General features: G+C 57.6%; 17 protein-coding genes and 1 tRNA gene. 3 read left to right on the top strand and 15 right to left on the bottom strand.

Annotation, left to right across the window (positions count from 1 at the left end):
- Positions 1-492 precede the first annotated feature (492 nt).
- From PMI32_RS26005 to PMI32_RS26040, 8 genes are all read right to left on the bottom strand, one after another.
- Entirely contained in the window at positions 493-1,821 is a 1,329-nt protein-coding gene (locus PMI32_RS26005; protein WP_008024981.1) for a tyrosine-type recombinase/integrase, read from the bottom strand.
- A 164-nt stretch (positions 1,822-1,985) separates the two neighbouring features.
- A tRNA-Thr gene (locus PMI32_RS26010) sits at positions 1,986-2,061 on the bottom strand.
- Between the two features lie 119 nt (positions 2,062-2,180).
- A complete protein-coding gene (locus PMI32_RS26015) occupies positions 2,181-3,422 on the bottom strand; it encodes a nucleoside deaminase (protein WP_008024980.1) in 1,242 nt (413 codons plus the stop codon).
- Between the two features lie 299 nt (positions 3,423-3,721).
- A complete protein-coding gene (locus PMI32_RS26020) occupies positions 3,722-4,951 on the bottom strand; it encodes a methyltransferase (RefSeq protein ID WP_008024977.1) in 1,230 nt (409 codons plus the stop codon).
- A complete protein-coding gene (locus PMI32_RS26025) occupies positions 4,932-5,621 on the bottom strand; it encodes an ABC transporter permease (protein WP_008024975.1) in 690 nt (229 codons plus the stop codon). The genes PMI32_RS26020 and PMI32_RS26025 overlap by 20 nt, the downstream gene beginning before the upstream one ends.
- Positions 5,618-6,313: an ABC transporter permease gene (locus PMI32_RS26030; RefSeq protein WP_008024973.1), complete on the bottom strand. Its 696-nt coding sequence runs from the start codon at positions 6,311-6,313 to the stop codon at positions 5,618-5,620. Before PMI32_RS26030 ends, PMI32_RS26025 begins: the two co-directional genes overlap by 4 nt.
- A 78-nt stretch (positions 6,314-6,391) precedes the next feature.
- Positions 6,392-7,138 carry an ABC transporter substrate-binding protein gene (locus tag PMI32_RS26035; protein ID WP_008024971.1) on the bottom strand — a complete coding sequence of 249 codons (747 nt, stop codon included), beginning with the start codon at positions 7,136-7,138 and terminating at the stop codon, positions 6,392-6,394.
- A gap of 13 nt (positions 7,139-7,151) precedes the next feature.
- Entirely contained in the window at positions 7,152-7,925 is a 774-nt protein-coding gene (locus PMI32_RS26040; protein WP_007897462.1) for an ABC transporter ATP-binding protein, read from the bottom strand.
- Positions 7,926-8,478: 553 nt separating this feature from the next.
- Here PMI32_RS26040 and gabP point away from each other — a divergent pair.
- Complete coding sequence (gene gabP / locus PMI32_RS26045; RefSeq protein WP_008024968.1) at positions 8,479-9,870, top strand: GABA permease; 1,392 nt, start codon at positions 8,479-8,481, stop codon at positions 9,868-9,870.
- Between the two features lie 369 nt (positions 9,871-10,239).
- Positions 10,240-10,566, top strand: a complete 327-nt coding sequence (locus tag PMI32_RS26050; RefSeq protein WP_008024966.1) for a hypothetical protein — start codon at positions 10,240-10,242, stop codon at positions 10,564-10,566.
- A 75-nt stretch (positions 10,567-10,641) separates the two neighbouring features.
- On the opposite strand, the gene PMI32_RS26055 is transcribed toward PMI32_RS26050, so the two are convergent.
- From PMI32_RS26055 to PMI32_RS26070, 4 genes are all read right to left on the bottom strand, one after another.
- Positions 10,642-11,094: a hypothetical protein gene (locus tag PMI32_RS26055; RefSeq protein WP_008024964.1), complete on the bottom strand. Its 453-nt coding sequence runs from the start codon at positions 11,092-11,094 to the stop codon at positions 10,642-10,644.
- Positions 11,095-11,100: 6 nt separating this feature from the next.
- A complete protein-coding gene (locus PMI32_RS26060) occupies positions 11,101-11,517 on the bottom strand; it encodes a hypothetical protein (RefSeq protein ID WP_008024962.1) in 417 nt (138 codons plus the stop codon).
- 19 nt (positions 11,518-11,536) lie between these two features.
- Positions 11,537-12,505: an alpha/beta hydrolase family protein gene (locus PMI32_RS26065; protein ID WP_008024960.1), complete on the bottom strand. Its 969-nt coding sequence runs from the start codon at positions 12,503-12,505 to the stop codon at positions 11,537-11,539.
- 69 nt (positions 12,506-12,574) lie between these two features.
- The gene (locus PMI32_RS26070) at positions 12,575-13,633 is read right to left on the bottom strand and encodes a PDDEXK nuclease domain-containing protein (protein WP_008024958.1); all 1,059 of its coding nucleotides are present in this window, start codon (positions 13,631-13,633) and stop codon (positions 12,575-12,577) included.
- A 261-nt stretch (positions 13,634-13,894) separates the two neighbouring features.
- On the opposite strand from PMI32_RS26070, the gene PMI32_RS26075 reads away from it, so the two are divergent.
- Positions 13,895-14,344 (top strand): hypothetical protein, encoded by a 450-nt coding sequence (locus PMI32_RS26075; protein ID WP_008024956.1) that lies wholly within the window; start codon positions 13,895-13,897, stop codon positions 14,342-14,344.
- Between the two features lie 82 nt (positions 14,345-14,426).
- Here PMI32_RS26075 and PMI32_RS26080 read toward each other — a convergent pair whose 3' ends face one another.
- The 3 genes from PMI32_RS26080 to PMI32_RS26090 form a co-directional block, all read right to left on the bottom strand.
- Complete coding sequence (locus tag PMI32_RS26080; RefSeq protein ID WP_008024953.1) at positions 14,427-14,888, bottom strand: DUF4234 domain-containing protein; 462 nt, start codon at positions 14,886-14,888, stop codon at positions 14,427-14,429.
- Between the two features lie 306 nt (positions 14,889-15,194).
- Complete coding sequence (locus tag PMI32_RS26085) at positions 15,195-15,986, bottom strand: TSUP family transporter (RefSeq protein WP_008024952.1); 792 nt, start codon at positions 15,984-15,986, stop codon at positions 15,195-15,197.
- A gap of 71 nt (positions 15,987-16,057) precedes the next feature.
- Positions 16,058-17,137, bottom strand: coding sequence for a hypothetical protein (locus PMI32_RS26090; RefSeq protein WP_008024950.1), 1,080 nt, complete (start codon positions 17,135-17,137; stop codon positions 16,058-16,060).
- Between the last annotated feature and the right edge of the window lie 287 nt (positions 17,138-17,424).

Genomic DNA, 17,424 nt, shown 5'->3' with positions numbered 1-17,424 from the left:
TGCAGCAGCGGTAGGAGTGCCCGTCTCTTTCCGGGAGAAAGAGACGGGCGCAGGTTGGCGCAAGGAAATGGCCAAGCGGATAGGTTGCTGCAGGGCAGCTATGAAAGGGTATGAGTTGCCGCAGTGGGCACACTGGTAAAAGTAGGCATCCATCACATCGCTGTGAGCGTGCGAGCCGCCGGACGCTAATCGCACTTTGGGAGAACCACCACGGTGTGGCGTAGCCTTAGAGGTTCTGGCTACCTGGGTTGCTGTCAACGACAGCACTTGCCCGATCTTTTCTACGCCTGTGGATAATTTGGGTCAAGGCTCGAATTTTCGGGAATTCTGCGGCTGTGGATGAAATTATCCACCGGTGGAAATCTATGGTTTTCCACAGACAATTTGCGTGGGCTTTAGATTTTTTAAATGAGGTCCATCCAAGCAGGGCGGCTTTGCAGCCCCGCTTGGATGGACCCGCGTGGAAGGGCGGACAACGGTGATCTCACAGGCTTACCCACGTTTGGATGCGCCACGGCTATTTTGTAGGGCCGTGATGTTGTCGCCGACTGGGTGAGCGAATTCGTGGGGTGTCACATGCCCATGGCGGTTGGCGTCGATGTAGTTGCTCCACCACGCCATGATCAGCCTGCGCTGTTCGAGGAATTCGGCCTTGTGGATATACGCGGCGCGCACGCGGTTGCGTTCCTTGTGGCTCATTTGTCTTTCGATGGCTGCGTCGGTCCATAACCCGGACTCCAGCAGGGCGCTACAGGCCATGGTCCTGAAGCCGTGGCCGCACACGTCCTTGCTGGTGTCATAGCCGACGTTGCGGAGCATGGTGTTCACCGTGTTCTCGGACATGGGCTTCCAGTACTTGTGGTCGCCCGGTAGCACCAACTCTGAAAAGCGACTGAGGCTGCGCAGGCGCTCCAGTATTTCGATGACCTGCGGCGATAGCGGAACCATTTGAATGTCGCCGTTCATCTTGGTCCCGCGGGTGGAGTTGCGTACCCCTTCAATCGACGCGCGGGTATCGGGGATTTCCCACATGGCGCGTTGGAGGTCGAACTCACTCCATCGCGCGAAGCGCAGTTCGCTGGAGCGGACGAATACATGCAGCGTGAGCAGGACGGCAAGGCGCGTCAGCTCGCGGCCGTTGTAGTTGTCGATACGGTGTAGCAGTTCGGGTAGGCGGTTGAGGGATAGGGCCGGGCGATGGACTGTGCGCGGCGCGTGAATCGAGCCTGCCAGATCCAGTGCAGGATTCATGGTGATCTGCCGAGCCCTTTTGGCCCCGCGCATGATGGTGGATAAGTAGTTCTGTACCCTTAACGCGACATCCATGGTGCCGCGTTCCTTGATGCGCTGGGTGATCTCTAGAAGGTCGTGGGTATCGAGCTCAGCGATGGGTCGTTGGCCGATCAGCGGGAAGACGTGGGTGCGCAGTCGGCTCATTACGGTTTTCGCGTGTCCTTCGGTCCAGCGGCGGGACATATCAGCGTGCCACTCCAGGGCAACGGTTTCGAAAAGCAGTGCCGCCCGCTGGGCTACGATCTTGGCCTTCTTCTTTTCTTCCATTGGGTCGAGGTTGTCTAGCAGCAACGCCTTGGCTTCGTCTCGCTTACGTCGTGCGACGGAAAGGGTAACGATGGGGTAATTGCCGATGATGAGCGTACCTTCCTTGCCGCTGGGCTTGGTGTACTTCAAGCGCCAGGTCTTCACGCCATTGGGTTTGACGAAAAGGTACATGCCGCCGCCGTCGAACAGTTTGTAGGCGCGTTCGCGGGTTTTGGCCGTGCGGCATTGCAGGTCGCTGAGAGGGATCGCTAGACGTGGCATAGGGGTACGCGCTCCTGACCGGAAAATCGCAGTACCCCTAACATACCCTCGGCGAAGGGGGATTTTATTGGATCCCGACAGAGGGTCCTGGAACGAAAAAACCCGCCAAAGGGCGGGTTTTCGGGGCTTCCAGAGCATTCGATGGAATGCAATGGAGCCTAATGTGGTGCCGGCACCAGGAGTCGAACCCGGGACCTACTGATTACAAGTCAGTTGCTCTACCAACTGAGCTATACCGGCGTGTTAGGGCGACGATTATAGCGATTGGGTTGGTTCTGTAAACCCCTGAATTCAGACTATTTTTACGCAGCCTTCAGACCAGCCCCACAGACGCATCTGTGGGGCTGGCCAATGAAGCATCACACGCCGTTTTTAACCGCGTTGATCAGGTCCTGACTCAGCACCTGCGCAGGCGCCACTTGCACGCTTTGCGTATAGAACGGCGGCAGGTTCTGGGCCAGTGTCGACAACGCTTGCGCGGTGGTGTTGCCCGGCAACAGCACGTATTGCAGGTTGGACGGATAGCTCTGCGGCACTGGGCCTTCCATGGTCGAACCGTAGGCGCCGAAGGTCATTACGGCCTGAGGTGTTGTTGGATCGGGTGCATAGAGGAAGACGAAGGTGCCGTACTTTGGATGGGTCAGGTAAAGCCCGGCTTCAGCGCGAACTGCCGGATCGGGGTCGTTCATCAGGGTCCAGCGCATGACCGCATAGCTGCGGGTCGTTTCCATGAACGCTGTACGAATCGGCGACTGGTTCTCGACGCCTCCCAGGCACACCAGCAGGTTGCCGAACGGGTCGATCAGCGCCACTGAGTTGAACACCGTGCTTTGCTGTGCGGTTTTCAGCAGGGGAGGCGCGAGTTCCGCGCCGGGATCCCGTGGGTTCGCCGATTGCACGGTCAGTGCGAATGGGCTGAGCGCCGTGAGTGCCTGGCGCACTTTGCTGTTGGCCGGCAGGGTGGCGGGGTTTTGCAGTTGATCCGGCGGCAGGCCGCTGTTGTTGCTGGCGTCGCGCACTGTGTTGACGCTGGCGGAGAAGATCGAGCTGCACAGGAAGTACGCCGCCGAATCGATGGTCTGGCCGCCGAACACCGGGCTGTTCGAGCCCTGATAGGCGCGGCTGACTGGCGCTGCAATCGCGTAATAGCCCCAGGTGTTCTGCGCCTGCTGGCGGATCTGCGGCGGCAGCGATGGAAAGGTGAACTGGCTGTTGTAGTTGATACCCGCGTAGTCATCGATCGCACTGACGGCGACGTTGAATCCTGCGGTCAGCAGCGAACCGGCGCACATGGCGCACGGGTCGAGCGTGGTGACGACGGTCAGTTGATTGGGCGGTGGCAGGTTCAGTGGCGCGACGTTTTCGTAGTACCAGTCCACCAACTGTCGTTCGCCGTGGGCGGTCGGGTCGTGGGGTAGAAAGTAAGTCGTGCCGCCGCCAGGGAAAGGCATCAGCACGTTGTTGTGCAGCGCGGCGATGACCTCGCCCGTTGCGTTGTTGATGATGGCGCCGCCTACCGCGAAGGTTTGCTGCAGCGCAGCGACAATGGCTTCGTTGGCGACGGTATCGACGGCTTCCTGTGCACTGTTCAATGTGCTCATGTTTTCCCAGCTCCTTGCTGTCCCTGACGTCAGAGTATTCTGACGCTTGGCAAAGATAGTTGAGGATTTCCGGGGCGTTTATGTTCTTTTGAATTAATGCTTATGCACAACGGGGAAGGCGATGCACGCGGTTAAGATCGAAAATGTGGATCCAGTCTCATTTTCTCGCAAATGCCTGTTTTTCCGGTTTTTTATTCGGGTGTACGAAAATTGAACAGTTTGGTTTCAGCCCTGAAACAGGCGTAAACATTGGATCCACGATATTTCATCAACAGAGTTATCCACAGGCTGTGGCTGTTTTAGGCGCGTTCCGCCAGCAACAGAAAGTTACGCGGCGTGAGTGGGGTTTCACAGAAAGTGCCGAGGCGAACGGCATAACCCTGCTCAGAGAGGAAAAGTGCTCGATCAAGGTTCAGCCAAAGCTCCAGCGGACGTCGGAAAAGTCCGCGCAGTAGCTCCAGATTGCGTACTTCGGCCAGTCGCTGCCAACCGGCGGCTTCGAGCGCTGACCAGTCTTGCGGGCCGACTGTGGATAACTCTTTATATGCGGCCAGATGGTGGCAGTAGTCGGCGAATGATCTGTCCAGCCAGGCGCTCGGCAGAGAAGGCGTGGGCAGGTACTCATCAACACCGCGCAGTTGCCGTTGCAGCAGGTCGAAAGCCAGGCGTCGGGCCATGGACGTGTCGCGCTGACGTCGGACGCGGGCACCGGCGGTAACGGTTTCGCTCATCGGGAGTGAGAGATCGTCGAGTGACAGCTGTAGGTCGGAGCGCAAACCGGCAGCGGAAACTGGCTGATATGCAGGAAGACTGATCCTGTTATAGCAACACGGCGCAATGGCCATTTGTTTGCACCCGGCGGCGCTGGCGAGCTGGATCAATCGCACATGCAGATCGCCACAGGCATGCAGTGCGACCGGTGTGTGATCGGCGTTCAGCAAAGAGGCGGCGCCAGGCGCCAGCACGTCCTGCTCGACATGCAGCGCATGCAGTTGATGGCGCTGACTGAGCGCCTGACCGCCTAGCACCAGTGCAGGATCATGTTCCAGGCACGTGAGCTGCTGACCGGTTTGCAGCAGGCGTCGACCCAAGTGGCCTTTACCCGAACACCAATCCAGCCAATGCATCGGTGGCGCAGCAAACGACAACCGACTGGCAAACGCTTCGATCTGCTGCCACTTGCGCCCCGGCACATCGACATTCAACCGATGCCCTGCGGTCTCCAGTGTGTGTGCCGGCAGCTCACCCACCGAACCCAGCTCAAGGGATAGCGCCGCCAGCGAAGCAAACGGTTCCGGCGCATCCAGCAGACAAGGTTGGTTATGACTGTTTTCCGCGTCTTCCAGCGACCGCCCGCGTAGCCATTCAGCCAGCTCCGGGTAGGACGCTTCCCAAGGAAGTTGCAGATGAGTGAACGGTCGAGGCTTCCACAGCGTCTGATGCTCGATCAGAAAAGCATCCAGCGCCATGAAGCGGGCGAGCAGGGCCTCGCCCGTCAACACGTGGGAATCAACGCCCTTGGCAGGCATCGACGCGCAACCAGCGCTCCAGCAGCTTGAAGCCGCGAACCAGTACGTAAGCCATCAGCAGGTAGAACATGCCTGCGGCGAAGAAGATCTCCACCGGCAAATACGTCCGGGCAATGATGGTGCGAGCCATACCGGTCAGTTCCAGCAGGGTCACGGTACTGGCCAGCGCGCTGGCCTTGAGCATCAGGATTACTTCGTTGCTGTACGCCGGCAGGCCGATGCGGGCGGCACGGGGCAGGATGATGTAGAACAGCGCCTTGGCCCGGGACATGCCCAGCGCCCGCGCCGCTTCGATCTCGCCCGGTGGAATCGCCTGGATCGCACCGCGCAGGATCTCGGCGATGTAGGCCGCGGTGTGCAAGGTCATGGTCGCCGTGGCGCACCAGAATGGATCGCGCAGGTACGGCCACATCGAACTGTTACGGACTGCATCGAACTGCGCCAGGCCGTAGTAGACCAGGAACAGCTGAACCAGCAGCGGCGTGCCACGGAAAAAGAAGATGTAGCCGTAGGGAAATGCCCGTACCCACCACAGGCGCGACGAACGCGCGATGCCCAGCGGAATCGCCAGCAACAGGCCGGCAATCACGGCGATGGCCACCAGTTCCAGGGTCAGCGTTGCACCCTGAGCCAGTTTCGGCAGCCACTTGATGATGACTTCCCAGTTCATTGGGTGCTCCTCGCGAAGCCGCGAGCGGCGCGTTTTTCCATGAAGTGCATGCCCGTCATGGCCAGAATCGTCAGGCCCAGGTACATGAACGCGGCCACCATATAGAAGGTGAACGGCTGTTTGGACACGGTCACTCCGATTTGCGCGTGACGCATGATTTCTTCCAGGCCGATCACCGACACCAGGGCGGTGTCTTTCATCAGGATCATGAACAGGTTGCCCAGACCGGGCAGGGCGATGCGCCACATCTGCGGCATGATCAGCTTGGTGAAGATGCGAAACTTCGAAAGACCCAGTGCCACACCGGCTTCGCGGTGGCCTTTGGGGATTGCCAGAATTGCACCGCGGAACACTTCCGTGGCGTAGGCGCCAAAGCACAGGCCCAGCGCAATCACGCCGGCCGCAAAGGCATTGAGTTCAAGGTCGGGGTTGCCGAAAAACTCGCCCAGGGCACGCATCAGGTTGACCGTGCCGAAGTAGATCAACAGCACCCAGAGCAGTTCCGGGATGCCGCGTACCAGTGTCGAATAAGTGCCGCCAAGCCATTGCAACGGCTTGTACGGGGAAGTCTTGGCCAAGGCGCCGAGCAAACCGAGCACCAGCCCGAGACACAGGGCCGAGAGTGCCAGTTTCACAGTCATCAGCGCGCCAGCGGCGAGCGCCGGGCCGAATCCGTAGAGGTCGATAATCATGGATTTCTTTTCAAATCGCGGCAGGCAAGGCCGGGGACCGGCGCCGTCAGAAAACGGCGCCGGTCCGGCAGGTCAGTATCAATAGATGCTGAACGGGAAGTACTTGTCGTTGATCTTCTTGTAGGTGCCGTCAGCAACGATTTCTTTCAGTGCGACGTTCAGCTTCTCGCGGATCGGGTCGTTCTTGCGAACGGCGATACCGATCTTGTCGCTTTCTTCCACCGGGTCGCCTTTGAATTCGTAAGGCTTGCCGGCGTCGCTTTTCAGCCACTCGTAGTTGACGTATTTGTCCGCCAGGATGCCGTCCAGACGACCCGAAGTCAGGTCGAGGTAAGCGTTTTCCTGGGTGTCATAAAGCTTGGTTTCAACGCCAGGCATGTTGTCTTCGAGCCAGGTGCCGGCCAGTGTCGCGCGCTGGGCGCCGATCACTTTGCCTTTCAGCGCATCCTTGTCGGTCTTGAAGTCGATGTCTTTCTTGGCGATGAATTGCAGCTTGTTCGAGTAGTACGGGTCGGTGAAGTCGACGGCTTGCTTGCGCTCGTCGGTGATCGACATCGAGGAGATCAGGAAGTCGAACTTCTTGGCGTTCAGGGCCGGAATGATGCCGTCCCAGTCGGAGGTGACCACGGTGCATTCGACTTTCATCTTGGCGCACAGGGCGTCGCCGATTTCCTTGTCGAAGCCGACGACATTGCCACTGGCATCTTTGTTGTTGAACGGCGGGTAGGCCGCTTCGATGCCCATCTTCAGGGTTTCGGCCATGGCACCGGCGCTGAACGCCAGGGTGACGGCGGCTGCCAGGAAGACCTTTTTGTAGTTCTGCATGCGGGTAGCTCCGTTAGCGGTTGCTGGACATGAATTGTTTGCAGCGCGCCGAAAGCGGGTTTTCGAACACCTGCTGTGGCGATCCTTGCTCTTCTACCAGGCCCTGGTGGAGGAACACCACTTCGCTGGACACCTGACGGGCGAAACCCATTTCGTGGGTGACCAGCAGCATGGTGCGGCCTTCTTCGGCCAGTGCGCGGATGACATTAAGTACTTCCTGGACCATTTCCGGGTCAAGGGCGGAGGTGGGTTCGTCGAACAGGATCACCTTGGGTTGCATCGCCAGCGTGCGGGCAATGGCCGCGCGTTGTTGCTGGCCGCCAGACAGTTGCGCCGGGTACGCATGACGCTTGTCGGCGATGCCGACCTTGGCCAGCAAGGCTTCGGCGACTTCGATGGCTTCGGCCTTGCTCTGGCCGAGCACACGGCGTGGGGCCTCGATGATGTTGTCGAGCACACTCATGTGCGGCCACAGATTAAAGTTTTGAAACACAAAACCAATCTCGCTGCGCAGGCGGTTGATCTGCTTGCCGTCGGCCGCGACCAGTTCGCCGTTCTTGGCGGCTTTGAGCTTGAGTTCTTCGCCGGCCACCAGGATCTGGCCCTGATGCGGGTTTTCCAGCAGGTTGATGCAACGCAGGAACGTGGACTTGCCGGAACCGGAGGAACCCAGGATCGAGATCACATCGCCGTCGCGGGCGGTCAGCGAGATGCCTTTGAGCACCTCAAGCTGTCCGTAGCGTTTGTGCAAGTTGCGGATTTCAAGCGCGGGCGTGGCCTCAGCCATGTGCGTTCCTCATATATGTTGCGCTCCTGCTGTTGGCGGGCCTTCCTGGCGAGGCGGCCAACCTAGCATAGCGTCTGAATGGCAGCCAACAGCGCTACGGGCGGTAAACGGGTGGCATGTGACAGGTTGTCGCATCGGTACAGCAGACTGTCGCGCTGCTATCAACCGAACAGCCGTTTGAACCCGATGTGGCGCGGCTGTCCCGTAAAAAAGGGCGCGATGTTGCCAGCTTTGGCGGGGTGTTGGAAGCGCTAACCGGCCAAACGTTCCTGATCCGCACTTTTATTGTGCGTTGAGCATTTGTTGGGTGTGTTTCCGGTGCGCAGATTCGTTCCTTAAGTGGGTCGCAGGGTAACGCTCTGGCGAAGTGCCATTATTTTCAATGACTTGCGATGACTGTCCGGTCAGGGTGAGATCGCCGGGTTAGAGGGTTTTGAAACATTTTGGCGCAATTATTGCGTGCAGATTCCGGAACGCCCCGTTGGTTTCTTTTTACAGAAGAGGATTTACGGCGGGATGCACGCATTCGCTTTTCCTTACAAAGGTAGTTTCAATGAGCAATACCCAAAGCTCTAACGGCCTCGAACAGGGGCTCAAACCGCGTCATGTGACCATGCTGTCGATCGCCGGGGTTATCGGCGCCGGCCTGTTCGTTGGCTCGGGCCACGCGATCGCTGCAGCAGGCCCGGCCGTGCTATTGGCTTATGCCGCCGCCGGTATGCTGGTGGTGTTGGTGATGCGCATGCTGGGTGAAATGGCGGTTGCCTCGCCAGACACCGGCTCCTTCTCGACATACGCCGATCGCGCGATCGGTCACTGGGCCGGTTTCACCATCGGCTGGCTGTACTGGTGGTTCTGGGTGCTGGTGATCCCGTTGGAGGCCAACGCCGCCGCGACCATCCTGCACGCCTGGTTCCCGGGCGTGGACATCTGGGCTTTCGCCCTGGTCATCACGATGCTGCTGACCATCACTAACCTGTTCAGCGTGAAGAACTACGGCGAGTTCGAGTTCTGGTTCGCCCTGCTCAAGGTTGTGGCGATCATTGGTTTCATCATTCTGGGCATCGCGGCGATCTTCGGTTTCCTGCCGAATAGCCAGGTGAGCGGCGTTTCGCACATTTTCGACACCCAGGGCTTCCTGCCAAACGGCATGGGCGCGGTACTGGGCGCGATCCTGACGACCATGTTTTCCTTCATGGGCACCGAGATCGTGACCATCGCGGCCGCAGAATCGAAGAACCCTGGAAAGCAAATCTCCAAGGCCACCAACTCGGTGATCTGGCGGATTGGTTTGTTCTACCTCGTTTCGATCTTCATCGTCGTGGCCCTGGTGCCATGGAACGACCCGGTTCTGGCCAGCGTCGGTTCCTACCAGACCGTGCTTGAACGCATGGGCATCCCGAACGCCAAGATGATCGTCGACATCGTGGTACTGGTTGCTGTGACCAGCTGCCTGAACTCGGCGCTGTACACCTCGTCGCGCATGATGTTCTCCCTGGGCAAACGCGGTGATGCACCGGCCGTGTCCACGCGCACCAACAAAAGCGGCACGCCATACTGGGCGGTGATGCTGTCCACGGGCGCAGCGTTCCTGGCAACATTCGCCAACTATGTGGCTCCGGCTGCCGTGTTCGAATTCCTGCTGGCCAGCTCCGGCGCCATTGCGTTGCTGGTGTACCTGGTGATCGCGATCTCGCAACTGCGCATGCGCAAACAGCGTATGGCCCGCGGTGAAAAAATCGCCTTCAGCATGTGGCTGTTCCCGGGCCTGACCTACGCGGTGATCGTCTTCATCGTCGCGGCCCTGACCATCATGCTGTTCCAGGACGCCCATCGCGTGGAGATCCTCGCGACCGGTTTGCTGAGTGCTCTGGTGGTGGCTACCGGTTTGCTGGTGGCGCGCCGTCGTCGCAATGAGCAACTGGTTGGCGCAGTGGCGCGCTAAGCTTTACGCACACTGTCGATGTAACGAAAACGACCGCCATCAGCCATGATCGCGGTCGTTTTTGCTTTCATTCAGGGGCTTTATCGGTCGGCTCTCTGATGGACACGATGATGTCGAGATAGTAGCCTCCCTGCCGAATGTGTATCTCGCTGTTGCGGGATGCGATGGAGTTTCAGGACATGGATTGTTCGACGCCCCCAGCCCTCCCGGCCAAAGCCCCTCGACCCTTTCTTGCCTGCTCCCTCATCTGATGCGTGTCACAGATGCATTTGCGTGCGCCTGCCGTTTGCGCGGCAGTCACGAGCCAGCGCTGTATGGAGCTAGCCCGGCCATTCAGCTTACCCATTGGGGCATCAAGGAGAGACAGGCATGGCGTTTACATCGGTTGTGTTCAAAAACCCTAATACCGGAGCCATGAAGGAAGCCCCGATCGGCTTCTCGTGGACCGTGTTTTTCTTCGGCTTCCTGCCACCACTGTTCCGTGGCGACATCAAGTGGGCAGCGATCATGTTCATCGTGGCCTGCTTCACATTCGGCCTCAGCAACTTCGTGTTCATGTTCATCTACAACAAGCTGTACGTGCGCGACCTGATCGGCGCCGGTTTCAAGGCTCAATCCATCGCCAGCGGTGACCTGAGCTACGCCAGCGCCAAGGTCGGGATGGAAATTCCACGTCTGGAAGCTGCGGCTGCCTGATTGTTGTTTTCAGGTTTGTAAAAAAAACGGCCGCTGTCAGTGATGACAAGCGGCCGTTTCTATTTCTGAGGGCTTTTATTCGCCCTTTTCTTCCTGCGCATCCGGCGACTGACGATAGCTGTCCAGCGCATCACCGAAGTCGGTGATGAATTGCGGGTCGGTCAGCCATGCCTGGGCGGTTTCGCGATCCATGCCGTCGGCCCACATGCGGTAGTCGATCAACATGTCGGCGGCCAGGTGAGTGGCGGCCATGCCTTCGTCGTCAGCGTTTTCCATGTCCAGCAGTTCTGGATGGTCAATGATGATAAAGGCGAGGTTCGTCAGCAGCACGGAGAGCATTTCACTGCGGCCGACAGCTTCCGCGTCGCGCATCTTGCTGAACATCGCCAGGGTGTATTCCGGGATCGGCTCGCCGATTTCACCCAGATCGTCGTCCAGCGCGGCTGGTTTTCTGCCGTGGATGTTGATCTGTTTGGCTTTGATCTTGGCGCGCTTGGCGCGTTTCTGTTGCTTGTTCAGGGAGGCCATGGGAACTCAGTTCGGTTTCTGTTGGGTTTGGGCTGCGATGATGTCGGAGGCCGCTACATAGTCGGCCTGGAAGGCCGGGGATTCGATCCATGCCAGGGCGCCGGCTTCATCGGCCTCGGTGGACCATTGGCGGTACTCGATCAGCGCGGCGAGGATGAAGTCCATCGCGCCTTCTTCGCCTTCCTGCTCGTAAACCAGTTCCAGCAATGGGTCTTCAAGGAAAGCGATGCACATGGCTTGCTGACTGGTTTTTTCAGCGTCGATCATTTTCTTGAACAGCTCGGTGAGGTCCACCGATTCAAAGTCGATGCGATCATCGTTCGGGTCCAGCTCGACCGGCGCGGCAGCCCGTTGGGTGCGGTTCTGCTTGGCCTTGGCTTTGGCGCGGGTGGCGCGTTTTTGCTGCTTGTTGGCGGAGGCCATGGTTTTGATCCGTCGTGCGTTAAAAGGACTCGCTGCGCGGTACTGTCCGCCCGGGGGTATCGGGGGCCAGTTCACCGCTTTGCAGCCAGGACAATGCAATGGGCCATAGTGTGGCTTGGTATGCGCTACGAAAAAAGGCGAAATGTCCGACTTCTGCTTCGCCGATGTCTTCGGGGGCGATTCGCCAGTGGGTGTTCGTACCGCCACTGAAGTAGCCGAGCAGGCGTTCGATGGCCGGGATCGTGCCGTAAGGATCGTCTGTGATGCTGATCGCCAGTGTCCTGGCTTTCATCGTCGCCCCTGGTTGTCTGGCCAGCGTGCGACCGCTGGGCCGCGTTTCATATCGGCGGGTGGGCGTGCTCCAGTCTCGAACCACCCCGGCGGGTGTGTCTTCCAGCCAGCCAAGACGCTTTCCGGGGAAGTAGCCATAGATCATGGTGATCAGCGGCATCACCACATGCCACTTGCCGAACATCCTCCAGCGATGAGCGGGCGCGTAGTCGCGCCAGTAGGCAAATTGCGCACCGACGGTGACCAGGCGCCGAATCAGCTGCCCTGAGGCTCCCAGGCCTGCCGCACAGCCGCCAAAGCTGTGACCGACGACGTCGATGGGCTGGCCGGGAAATTCGCGCTGAGCGCGCTTGAGCATCGCCTCGAAATCCAGTGCGCCCCAGTCTGACCAGGAGGCTTCAAATCCTTTCAAGGATTCGGGGCGCGACTCGCCGATGCCACGGTAGTCATAGGTGATGACATCGAAGCCGTTGGCGAACAGGTAGTCGGCGAAGCGCGAATAGTGACGGCAGCGAACCGAAGTGGCGGCGTTGATGATGACGACCGGGCGCACGAGGTCCTGAAAGGCGTGCCGCCAGGTGAAACCGCCGAGGATGAAGCCGTCTGCGGCGGGCTCTTTGAATGGTTCGCCAGAAACGGGAGTTGGCAGCGGTAACTCGATTTGAGTGGGGGCCAGTGACATGTCCTGCAAATTCATCGGCTTCAGACCTTTGCGGGTAGCTGCCAACGATAGTCTTCGTGCGGCGGGTGGACAATCCATCTGTGTTCACAGGGGGATCTGATCGAGCAGTCGCTCCTCGATTGCCGCCTGCTCCCGGTCCAGTTCAGTGCGAAGTTCGTCTTCGCTGGGCAGGACTGTTTTGTATTTACTGGCGAAGAGTTGTTCGTTGTCTTTCAGCACCGAGTAGCGCACCACTGATTCATCTTTTTTCGCACAGAGAATGATGCCGACGGTGGGGCCATCTTCCGGTCCGCGCTTGAGGTCGTCATACATGCGTACGTACATGTCCATCTGGCCAACATCCTGATGAGTCAGTTCGCCGCGCTTCAGATCGAAGATGACGAAACACTTGAGTACGTAGTTGTAAAACACCAGATCGATGTAGAAGTCTTTGCTCTCGGTACTGATGCGTTGTTGGCGAGCGATGAAGGCAAAGCCTCTACCCAGTTCCAGCAGGAAGGCTTGAAGCTGATGGATCAATGCTTGTTCCAGATTGGTTTCTTGAGTCAAACCTGCGTTGGTTGAGCCAAGAAACTCCAGCATCACCGGATCCCTGATGAAGTCTCGTGGGTGTGCTTTCATTTTCTGGATGTTGGTGGAGGCTTCCAGCCTCACAGCAGGTCGATCGCGGCTGGTGAGCAGGCGCTCGTAATAGAGGGTGTTGATCTGGCGTTCCAGGGCGCGGGATGACCAGTTTTGAATGGCGGATTCGTTCATGTACCAGTGGCGAGCGTGGTCATTGTCGATGCGCAGCAATCGGCGGTAGTGGGTCCAGCTTAATTCGAGACGCAGTGCGTCTCGAATTGGAAACACCTGATAAAACAGTCTCATTTTCCGCAAGTTGGTTTCGTCGAAGCCCTTCCCAAACTCAGCGCTCAGCACCTTCGCCAGCGTTGCCAGCAACTGCTTCCCATATTCCGCCCGCTGTGCCCCCTCTTGCTCGAACTCCACAATATGCCTCCCGATCTGCCAGCAGGTTTGCACCTGCACAGTGTCAACCGTTCGCAGGACCTTCTGCCGTGCATCACGAATCAGCTCTCCAAGATTGCCGAGTAGTGAGGCGAGTTGTGCATCCTGAGTGTTACCGGGTCTGAGTGAGCTCATGGCGTCTTCTGCAAAGGAATGAACAGGCAGAAGAGGATGGCAGCGGAGGTGGGGGCGGCGATGCCGGGCGTGGCTGGTTAGCCGGAAGGAAAGCCCGATTGGGTTTGCGGGATCGCTCCGACGGCAAGTCGTGCTTCAGGAATATAACGCGTAGTCCATTTCGCAGTGAGCCCAAGTACCAATCAATCTAAAACCCGGGCGTTCGAGAGGAAATCTAAAAGGCATGACAAATGGGTTCCATGGAGCCCGGGAGGCGTGATCATGAAGTACGTGCATTCCCTTGCGTTGCCCATCGCCGCGGTGGGCATGTTGATGTTCCCGGTGATGTCGTCTGCCGCCAGTCTTGAGCCAATCGACAGCGCTGGCGTGCAAGTTCAACCGCAGGAGCAAAACGGAATTACTTATCTGTCCGGCGGTATAGGCGTGGATGAGTCGAAGGCCATCCAGTACGCGACTGGCTATAACTTGCACATGACGTTTTCGGTCGGGCCGGAGAATAAATACATTCCCGATGTCGACGTGGTCATTCAGAAAGCCCAAGGGCAAACCGTGTTGACGCTGAACGAGGCAGGCCCACTGGTTTATGTCCAGCTGCCGCCCGGCAAGTACACCGTGGTTGCTACGCGACATGGAGAAGTGCGGCGTGACAGTGCCGAGATAGGAAGTGGCCCTGCACGTAATCTGGTCTTTCATTGGGCCGGTGAAAGCTAGCAGTTAGCCGGAGTTGACCGGCCGATGCCTTTGTTCCATCGAATGGGCGGCAGAGAATCATCTGTCCGCCCATTGCGTGGTTTTAGGCTTGAGCGGTCTGGCCTCTCAGGATCTGCTGCTTACGCTGTTCTTCCGGCAGATCGTTGATGCAGTAGTTGATGTAGTACAGGCTGAACACGAACGTGTAGAAGGCGTTCATTCTCAGGTCGATCTTGTGCTCGTTGAGGGCATATTCCGTGAGTGCCTTTTTGGCCTTGAATGCCCATACGACGTACAGCACGCCACCGGCGAGGCTGAGAACGATGGACGTAAAATCCAGAACCACGGTACCCAGGTTGGCGAGCGCGCTACTTAAGCCGGCACATACAGCGATCCAGATGATGTAAACGTCATCTACCAATCGGACTTTGGTGGTGTCGCTGATGATTTTGTTGTTTTTGTATAGCCACAAAAGAAGATAGATCCCTGCAGTGGCGAAGGAGAGCAACACCAGGTTCCAGGTTTTCGTGTCGATCTTGTCTTTTAGTTCATTGATTGTTGACATAACTTTTCCATGTCCTTTGACTTAAGGGGATGTGTAGCGCTGGTGTTTACTGCGGAGGGGAGGCATTCCTTGCGTTGTTACCTGTCCTTTTTGGTGCGTACTCCAACTGCGCCGTGGGGCAGTGGATTGCATTGAAATCGACCGGACGGGTTTCCGTGGCGTCGGTCGAATCTGTGGCACAACGCTACTACAGAGCCTTGCTGGAGGCGAGTGTTGTTTTCGGATCGTCGATCCGTCGCTTTCGCGCCGGGAGAGTCGGCCGCGATCAAAGTTGAGGGCAAGAATTGGCAAGCGCCGCACCGGGAATCATAGCGAAGCCAAGGATTTAAGGACCACGACGCGTAAAGGATTGGTTTCTACGCTCAGCAGTTTGATGGCTAAGGCGCAGCAGACCACGATCAACATGGGTTTAATCAACCGTGGGCCGACCCGAACAGCAGCTTGTGCACCCAATTGAGCGCCGATGAACGCCGCTAACGCCATGGCTATGGCAATCGGCCAGATAATCACACCTTTGGCAATGAAGACTGACAGTGAGCCCAGGTTGCATGAGGCGTTGGCAAGTTTGGTAAAACTCATGGCCCGCATCATGCTCATGCCGCAGAGAAGTACAAACCCCACAATAAAGAATGAGCCTACACCGGGGCCAAATATACCGTCGTAAAAGCCCAAGATCGGCGCCACGGTAAACGAAAAAAGCAGAATACCGATTCTCTTGCGTCGATCTTCATTGGCCAGCTTTGGAGAGAGCGCAAAATAGATGGCGACCAGAATCAGCATGATCGGCACACAAACCTCCAGATAGCGCTTATCAATAGAGCTGACCAGCAGGGCTCCACTGGCGCCGCCGACAAATCCGCAGATCACCAAGAAGCGGCCCTTGCGCCACTCGATCATTCCTTTGCGAGCAAAGGTTACCGTTGCCGAAATAGTTGCCGAAGCTGCCTGGAACTTGTTTGTTGCAATTGCACTGATCGGATCTACACCTGCCAGAAGCAGTGCCGGTAAGGTGATCAAGCCCCCACCACCGGCAATTGCATCAAAAAAACCGGCGCAAAAAGCGACGAGCGCTAACATGCCAATCACATCCCAAGACATTACATTCCCCCTTTACAGTTATTGGCCAGCAATCACATGTCTGTCGTTCAACAGCCTGAACAATCAAAAAATTAGCCCTGCAGCAGCAACGGATCCTCTGAAAGAACAATAGGGGTCGAAAATTTCGATAGACCGAAAATGCGAACCAGTACACGTCTGTTGTCTTTGATGACATCGCGACAGTGCAGGGCTCGGACGTTATTGATGACCATGGCCGACTCTTGCGTCAGGGTGTGCTCGACTGGAGTTGCTTCTCCTACTGCCTGGCATAGGGCAGCGTAGGCCGTTTTGACAAAGGTCGAAGCGTAGTCATGGACCGAAAAGCGATACGAGTTGAAGCGGGCTGCGAACCCGACCTTGTCGTCAAACTCCAGAATTGAAACGTTGCGACCCCCTTCCCCTTTACCACTGATAAAGGAGTCGCTACGAGTGAATTGGAAGTTCCCCGTGGTCAGTGCGAGGCAGTTGGTGACGCCGATTTTTTCTAGTATGGGAGGCAGCGGAATGACCCGTGTAGATTCCAGCCTCGGGTTCCACAGGGCGGAAAGTATGAGCGATGACGGAGAGGGCGAGTGCCCGTCTCTCGCGTTGACGGCGCACCAGTAAGGCGCCTCGGTATGTGGGCCAAGCGCGAGGCCCGAATGGGAACTCAGTTCTTTGATTTCCGGCTCCGCATTGATTTTGATGAGTCCGCCACCCTTGAAGTTAGCCACCAATCGAACCAGTTTCCCTTCGTTGTCCATGTCATAGGCAAAGGCACTGTTCTCCGCCAGTTTCAACAAGATCTGATTACGTGCGGCCAAGCAAAGGACGTCGTACCGATCTTCAAGGGATATCAGGTCTGGCAGTTCATCTGGAGGGCTGACATCGGTGATTTTTTGCAGCCCTTCAAAGATCAGCACGGAAACGAGGCCATCGGAGTAGGCGCTCAGCAGTTCGCATTGGTCTGTCGAAAACGAGAGCTTTAGTTCGGTGGCTGCCCAAGAGGCTTTGGAATGGGCTCCTGTTGCCTGCGGTCCGCCGATGGCGGCCAGTTCTTCGACGAACATGTGAAGCAATGTTGACTGTTGAACATCAAAGTTGAACGTTCTGATTTCTTGTTCTGCAAAAAACTCAGCGGTTTCGGCGGCTGGTTTAATGGCGTTATTCATTGTCTACATCCCTGTTGTGTATCTGCTCCCGGTTATGCGGCAGCTCCTCTTCCGATTCTGCTCAATCCGATGATCAACGTATGTCGTCCTTTTCCGTTAAAGCGTACGGAGCGTTCCGACGGGCCCAAGAGATTGCTGGAAAGGGGCGATCGCCAATGCTTGGCGCTCCTCGGGGCTCCGCCTCGGCAAGCATCAACGGCGCTTACTGGCGTGGTGAGTGGGTGGGGAATTGATGAGTCGTCTGGTGATTCATCGCGACGGGAACAGTGCCTCATCAAATCGCAGGC

Origin of the sequence: Pseudomonas sp. GM60, from assembly GCF_000282415.1 — a bacterium.
Taxonomy (GTDB): domain Bacteria; phylum Pseudomonadota; class Gammaproteobacteria; order Pseudomonadales; family Pseudomonadaceae; genus Aquipseudomonas; species Aquipseudomonas migulae.
The sequence above is the reverse complement of the archived record's forward strand: the minus strand, read 5'-3'. Positions and strand labels throughout refer to the sequence as shown.

Bases quoted from the DNA above. Each gene is read 5' to 3' on its own strand.
- PMI32_RS26050 (WP_008024966.1), top strand. From the start codon at position 10,240: ATGGCGTTTACATCGGTTGTGTTCAAAAACCCTAATACCGGAGCCATG.
- PMI32_RS26075 (WP_008024956.1), top strand. From the start codon at position 13,895: ATGAAGTACGTGCATTCCCTTGCGTTGCCCATCGCCGCGGTGGGCATG.
- PMI32_RS26055 (WP_008024964.1), bottom strand. From the start codon at position 11,094: ATGGCCTCCCTGAACAAGCAACAGAAACGCGCCAAGCGCGCCAAGATC.
- PMI32_RS26060 (WP_008024962.1), bottom strand. From the start codon at position 11,517: ATGGCCTCCGCCAACAAGCAGCAAAAACGCGCCACCCGCGCCAAAGCC.
- PMI32_RS26005 (WP_008024981.1), bottom strand. From the start codon at position 1,821: ATGCCACGTCTAGCGATCCCTCTCAGCGACCTGCAATGCCGCACGGCC.
- PMI32_RS26025 (WP_008024975.1), bottom strand. From the start codon at position 5,621: ATGAACTGGGAAGTCATCATCAAGTGGCTGCCGAAACTGGCTCAGGGT.
- PMI32_RS26040 (WP_007897462.1), bottom strand. From the start codon at position 7,925: ATGGCTGAGGCCACGCCCGCGCTTGAAATCCGCAACTTGCACAAACGC.
- PMI32_RS26065 (WP_008024960.1), bottom strand. From the start codon at position 12,505: ATGAATTTGCAGGACATGTCACTGGCCCCCACTCAAATCGAGTTACCG.
- PMI32_RS26080 (WP_008024953.1), bottom strand. From the start codon at position 14,888: ATGTCAACAATCAATGAACTAAAAGACAAGATCGACACGAAAACCTGG.
- PMI32_RS26070 (WP_008024958.1), bottom strand. From the start codon at position 13,633: ATGAGCTCACTCAGACCCGGTAACACTCAGGATGCACAACTCGCCTCA.
- PMI32_RS26015 (WP_008024980.1), bottom strand. From the start codon at position 3,422: ATGAGCACATTGAACAGTGCACAGGAAGCCGTCGATACCGTCGCCAAC.
- PMI32_RS26085 (WP_008024952.1), bottom strand. From the start codon at position 15,986: ATGTCTTGGGATGTGATTGGCATGTTAGCGCTCGTCGCTTTTTGCGCC.
- PMI32_RS26035 (WP_008024971.1), bottom strand. From the start codon at position 7,138: ATGCAGAACTACAAAAAGGTCTTCCTGGCAGCCGCCGTCACCCTGGCG.
- PMI32_RS26020 (WP_008024977.1), bottom strand. From the start codon at position 4,951: ATGCCTGCCAAGGGCGTTGATTCCCACGTGTTGACGGGCGAGGCCCTG.
- PMI32_RS26090 (WP_008024950.1), bottom strand. From the start codon at position 17,137: ATGAATAACGCCATTAAACCAGCCGCCGAAACCGCTGAGTTTTTTGCA.
- gabP (WP_008024968.1), top strand. From the start codon at position 8,479: ATGAGCAATACCCAAAGCTCTAACGGCCTCGAACAGGGGCTCAAACCG.
- PMI32_RS26030 (WP_008024973.1), bottom strand. From the start codon at position 6,313: ATGATTATCGACCTCTACGGATTCGGCCCGGCGCTCGCCGCTGGCGCG.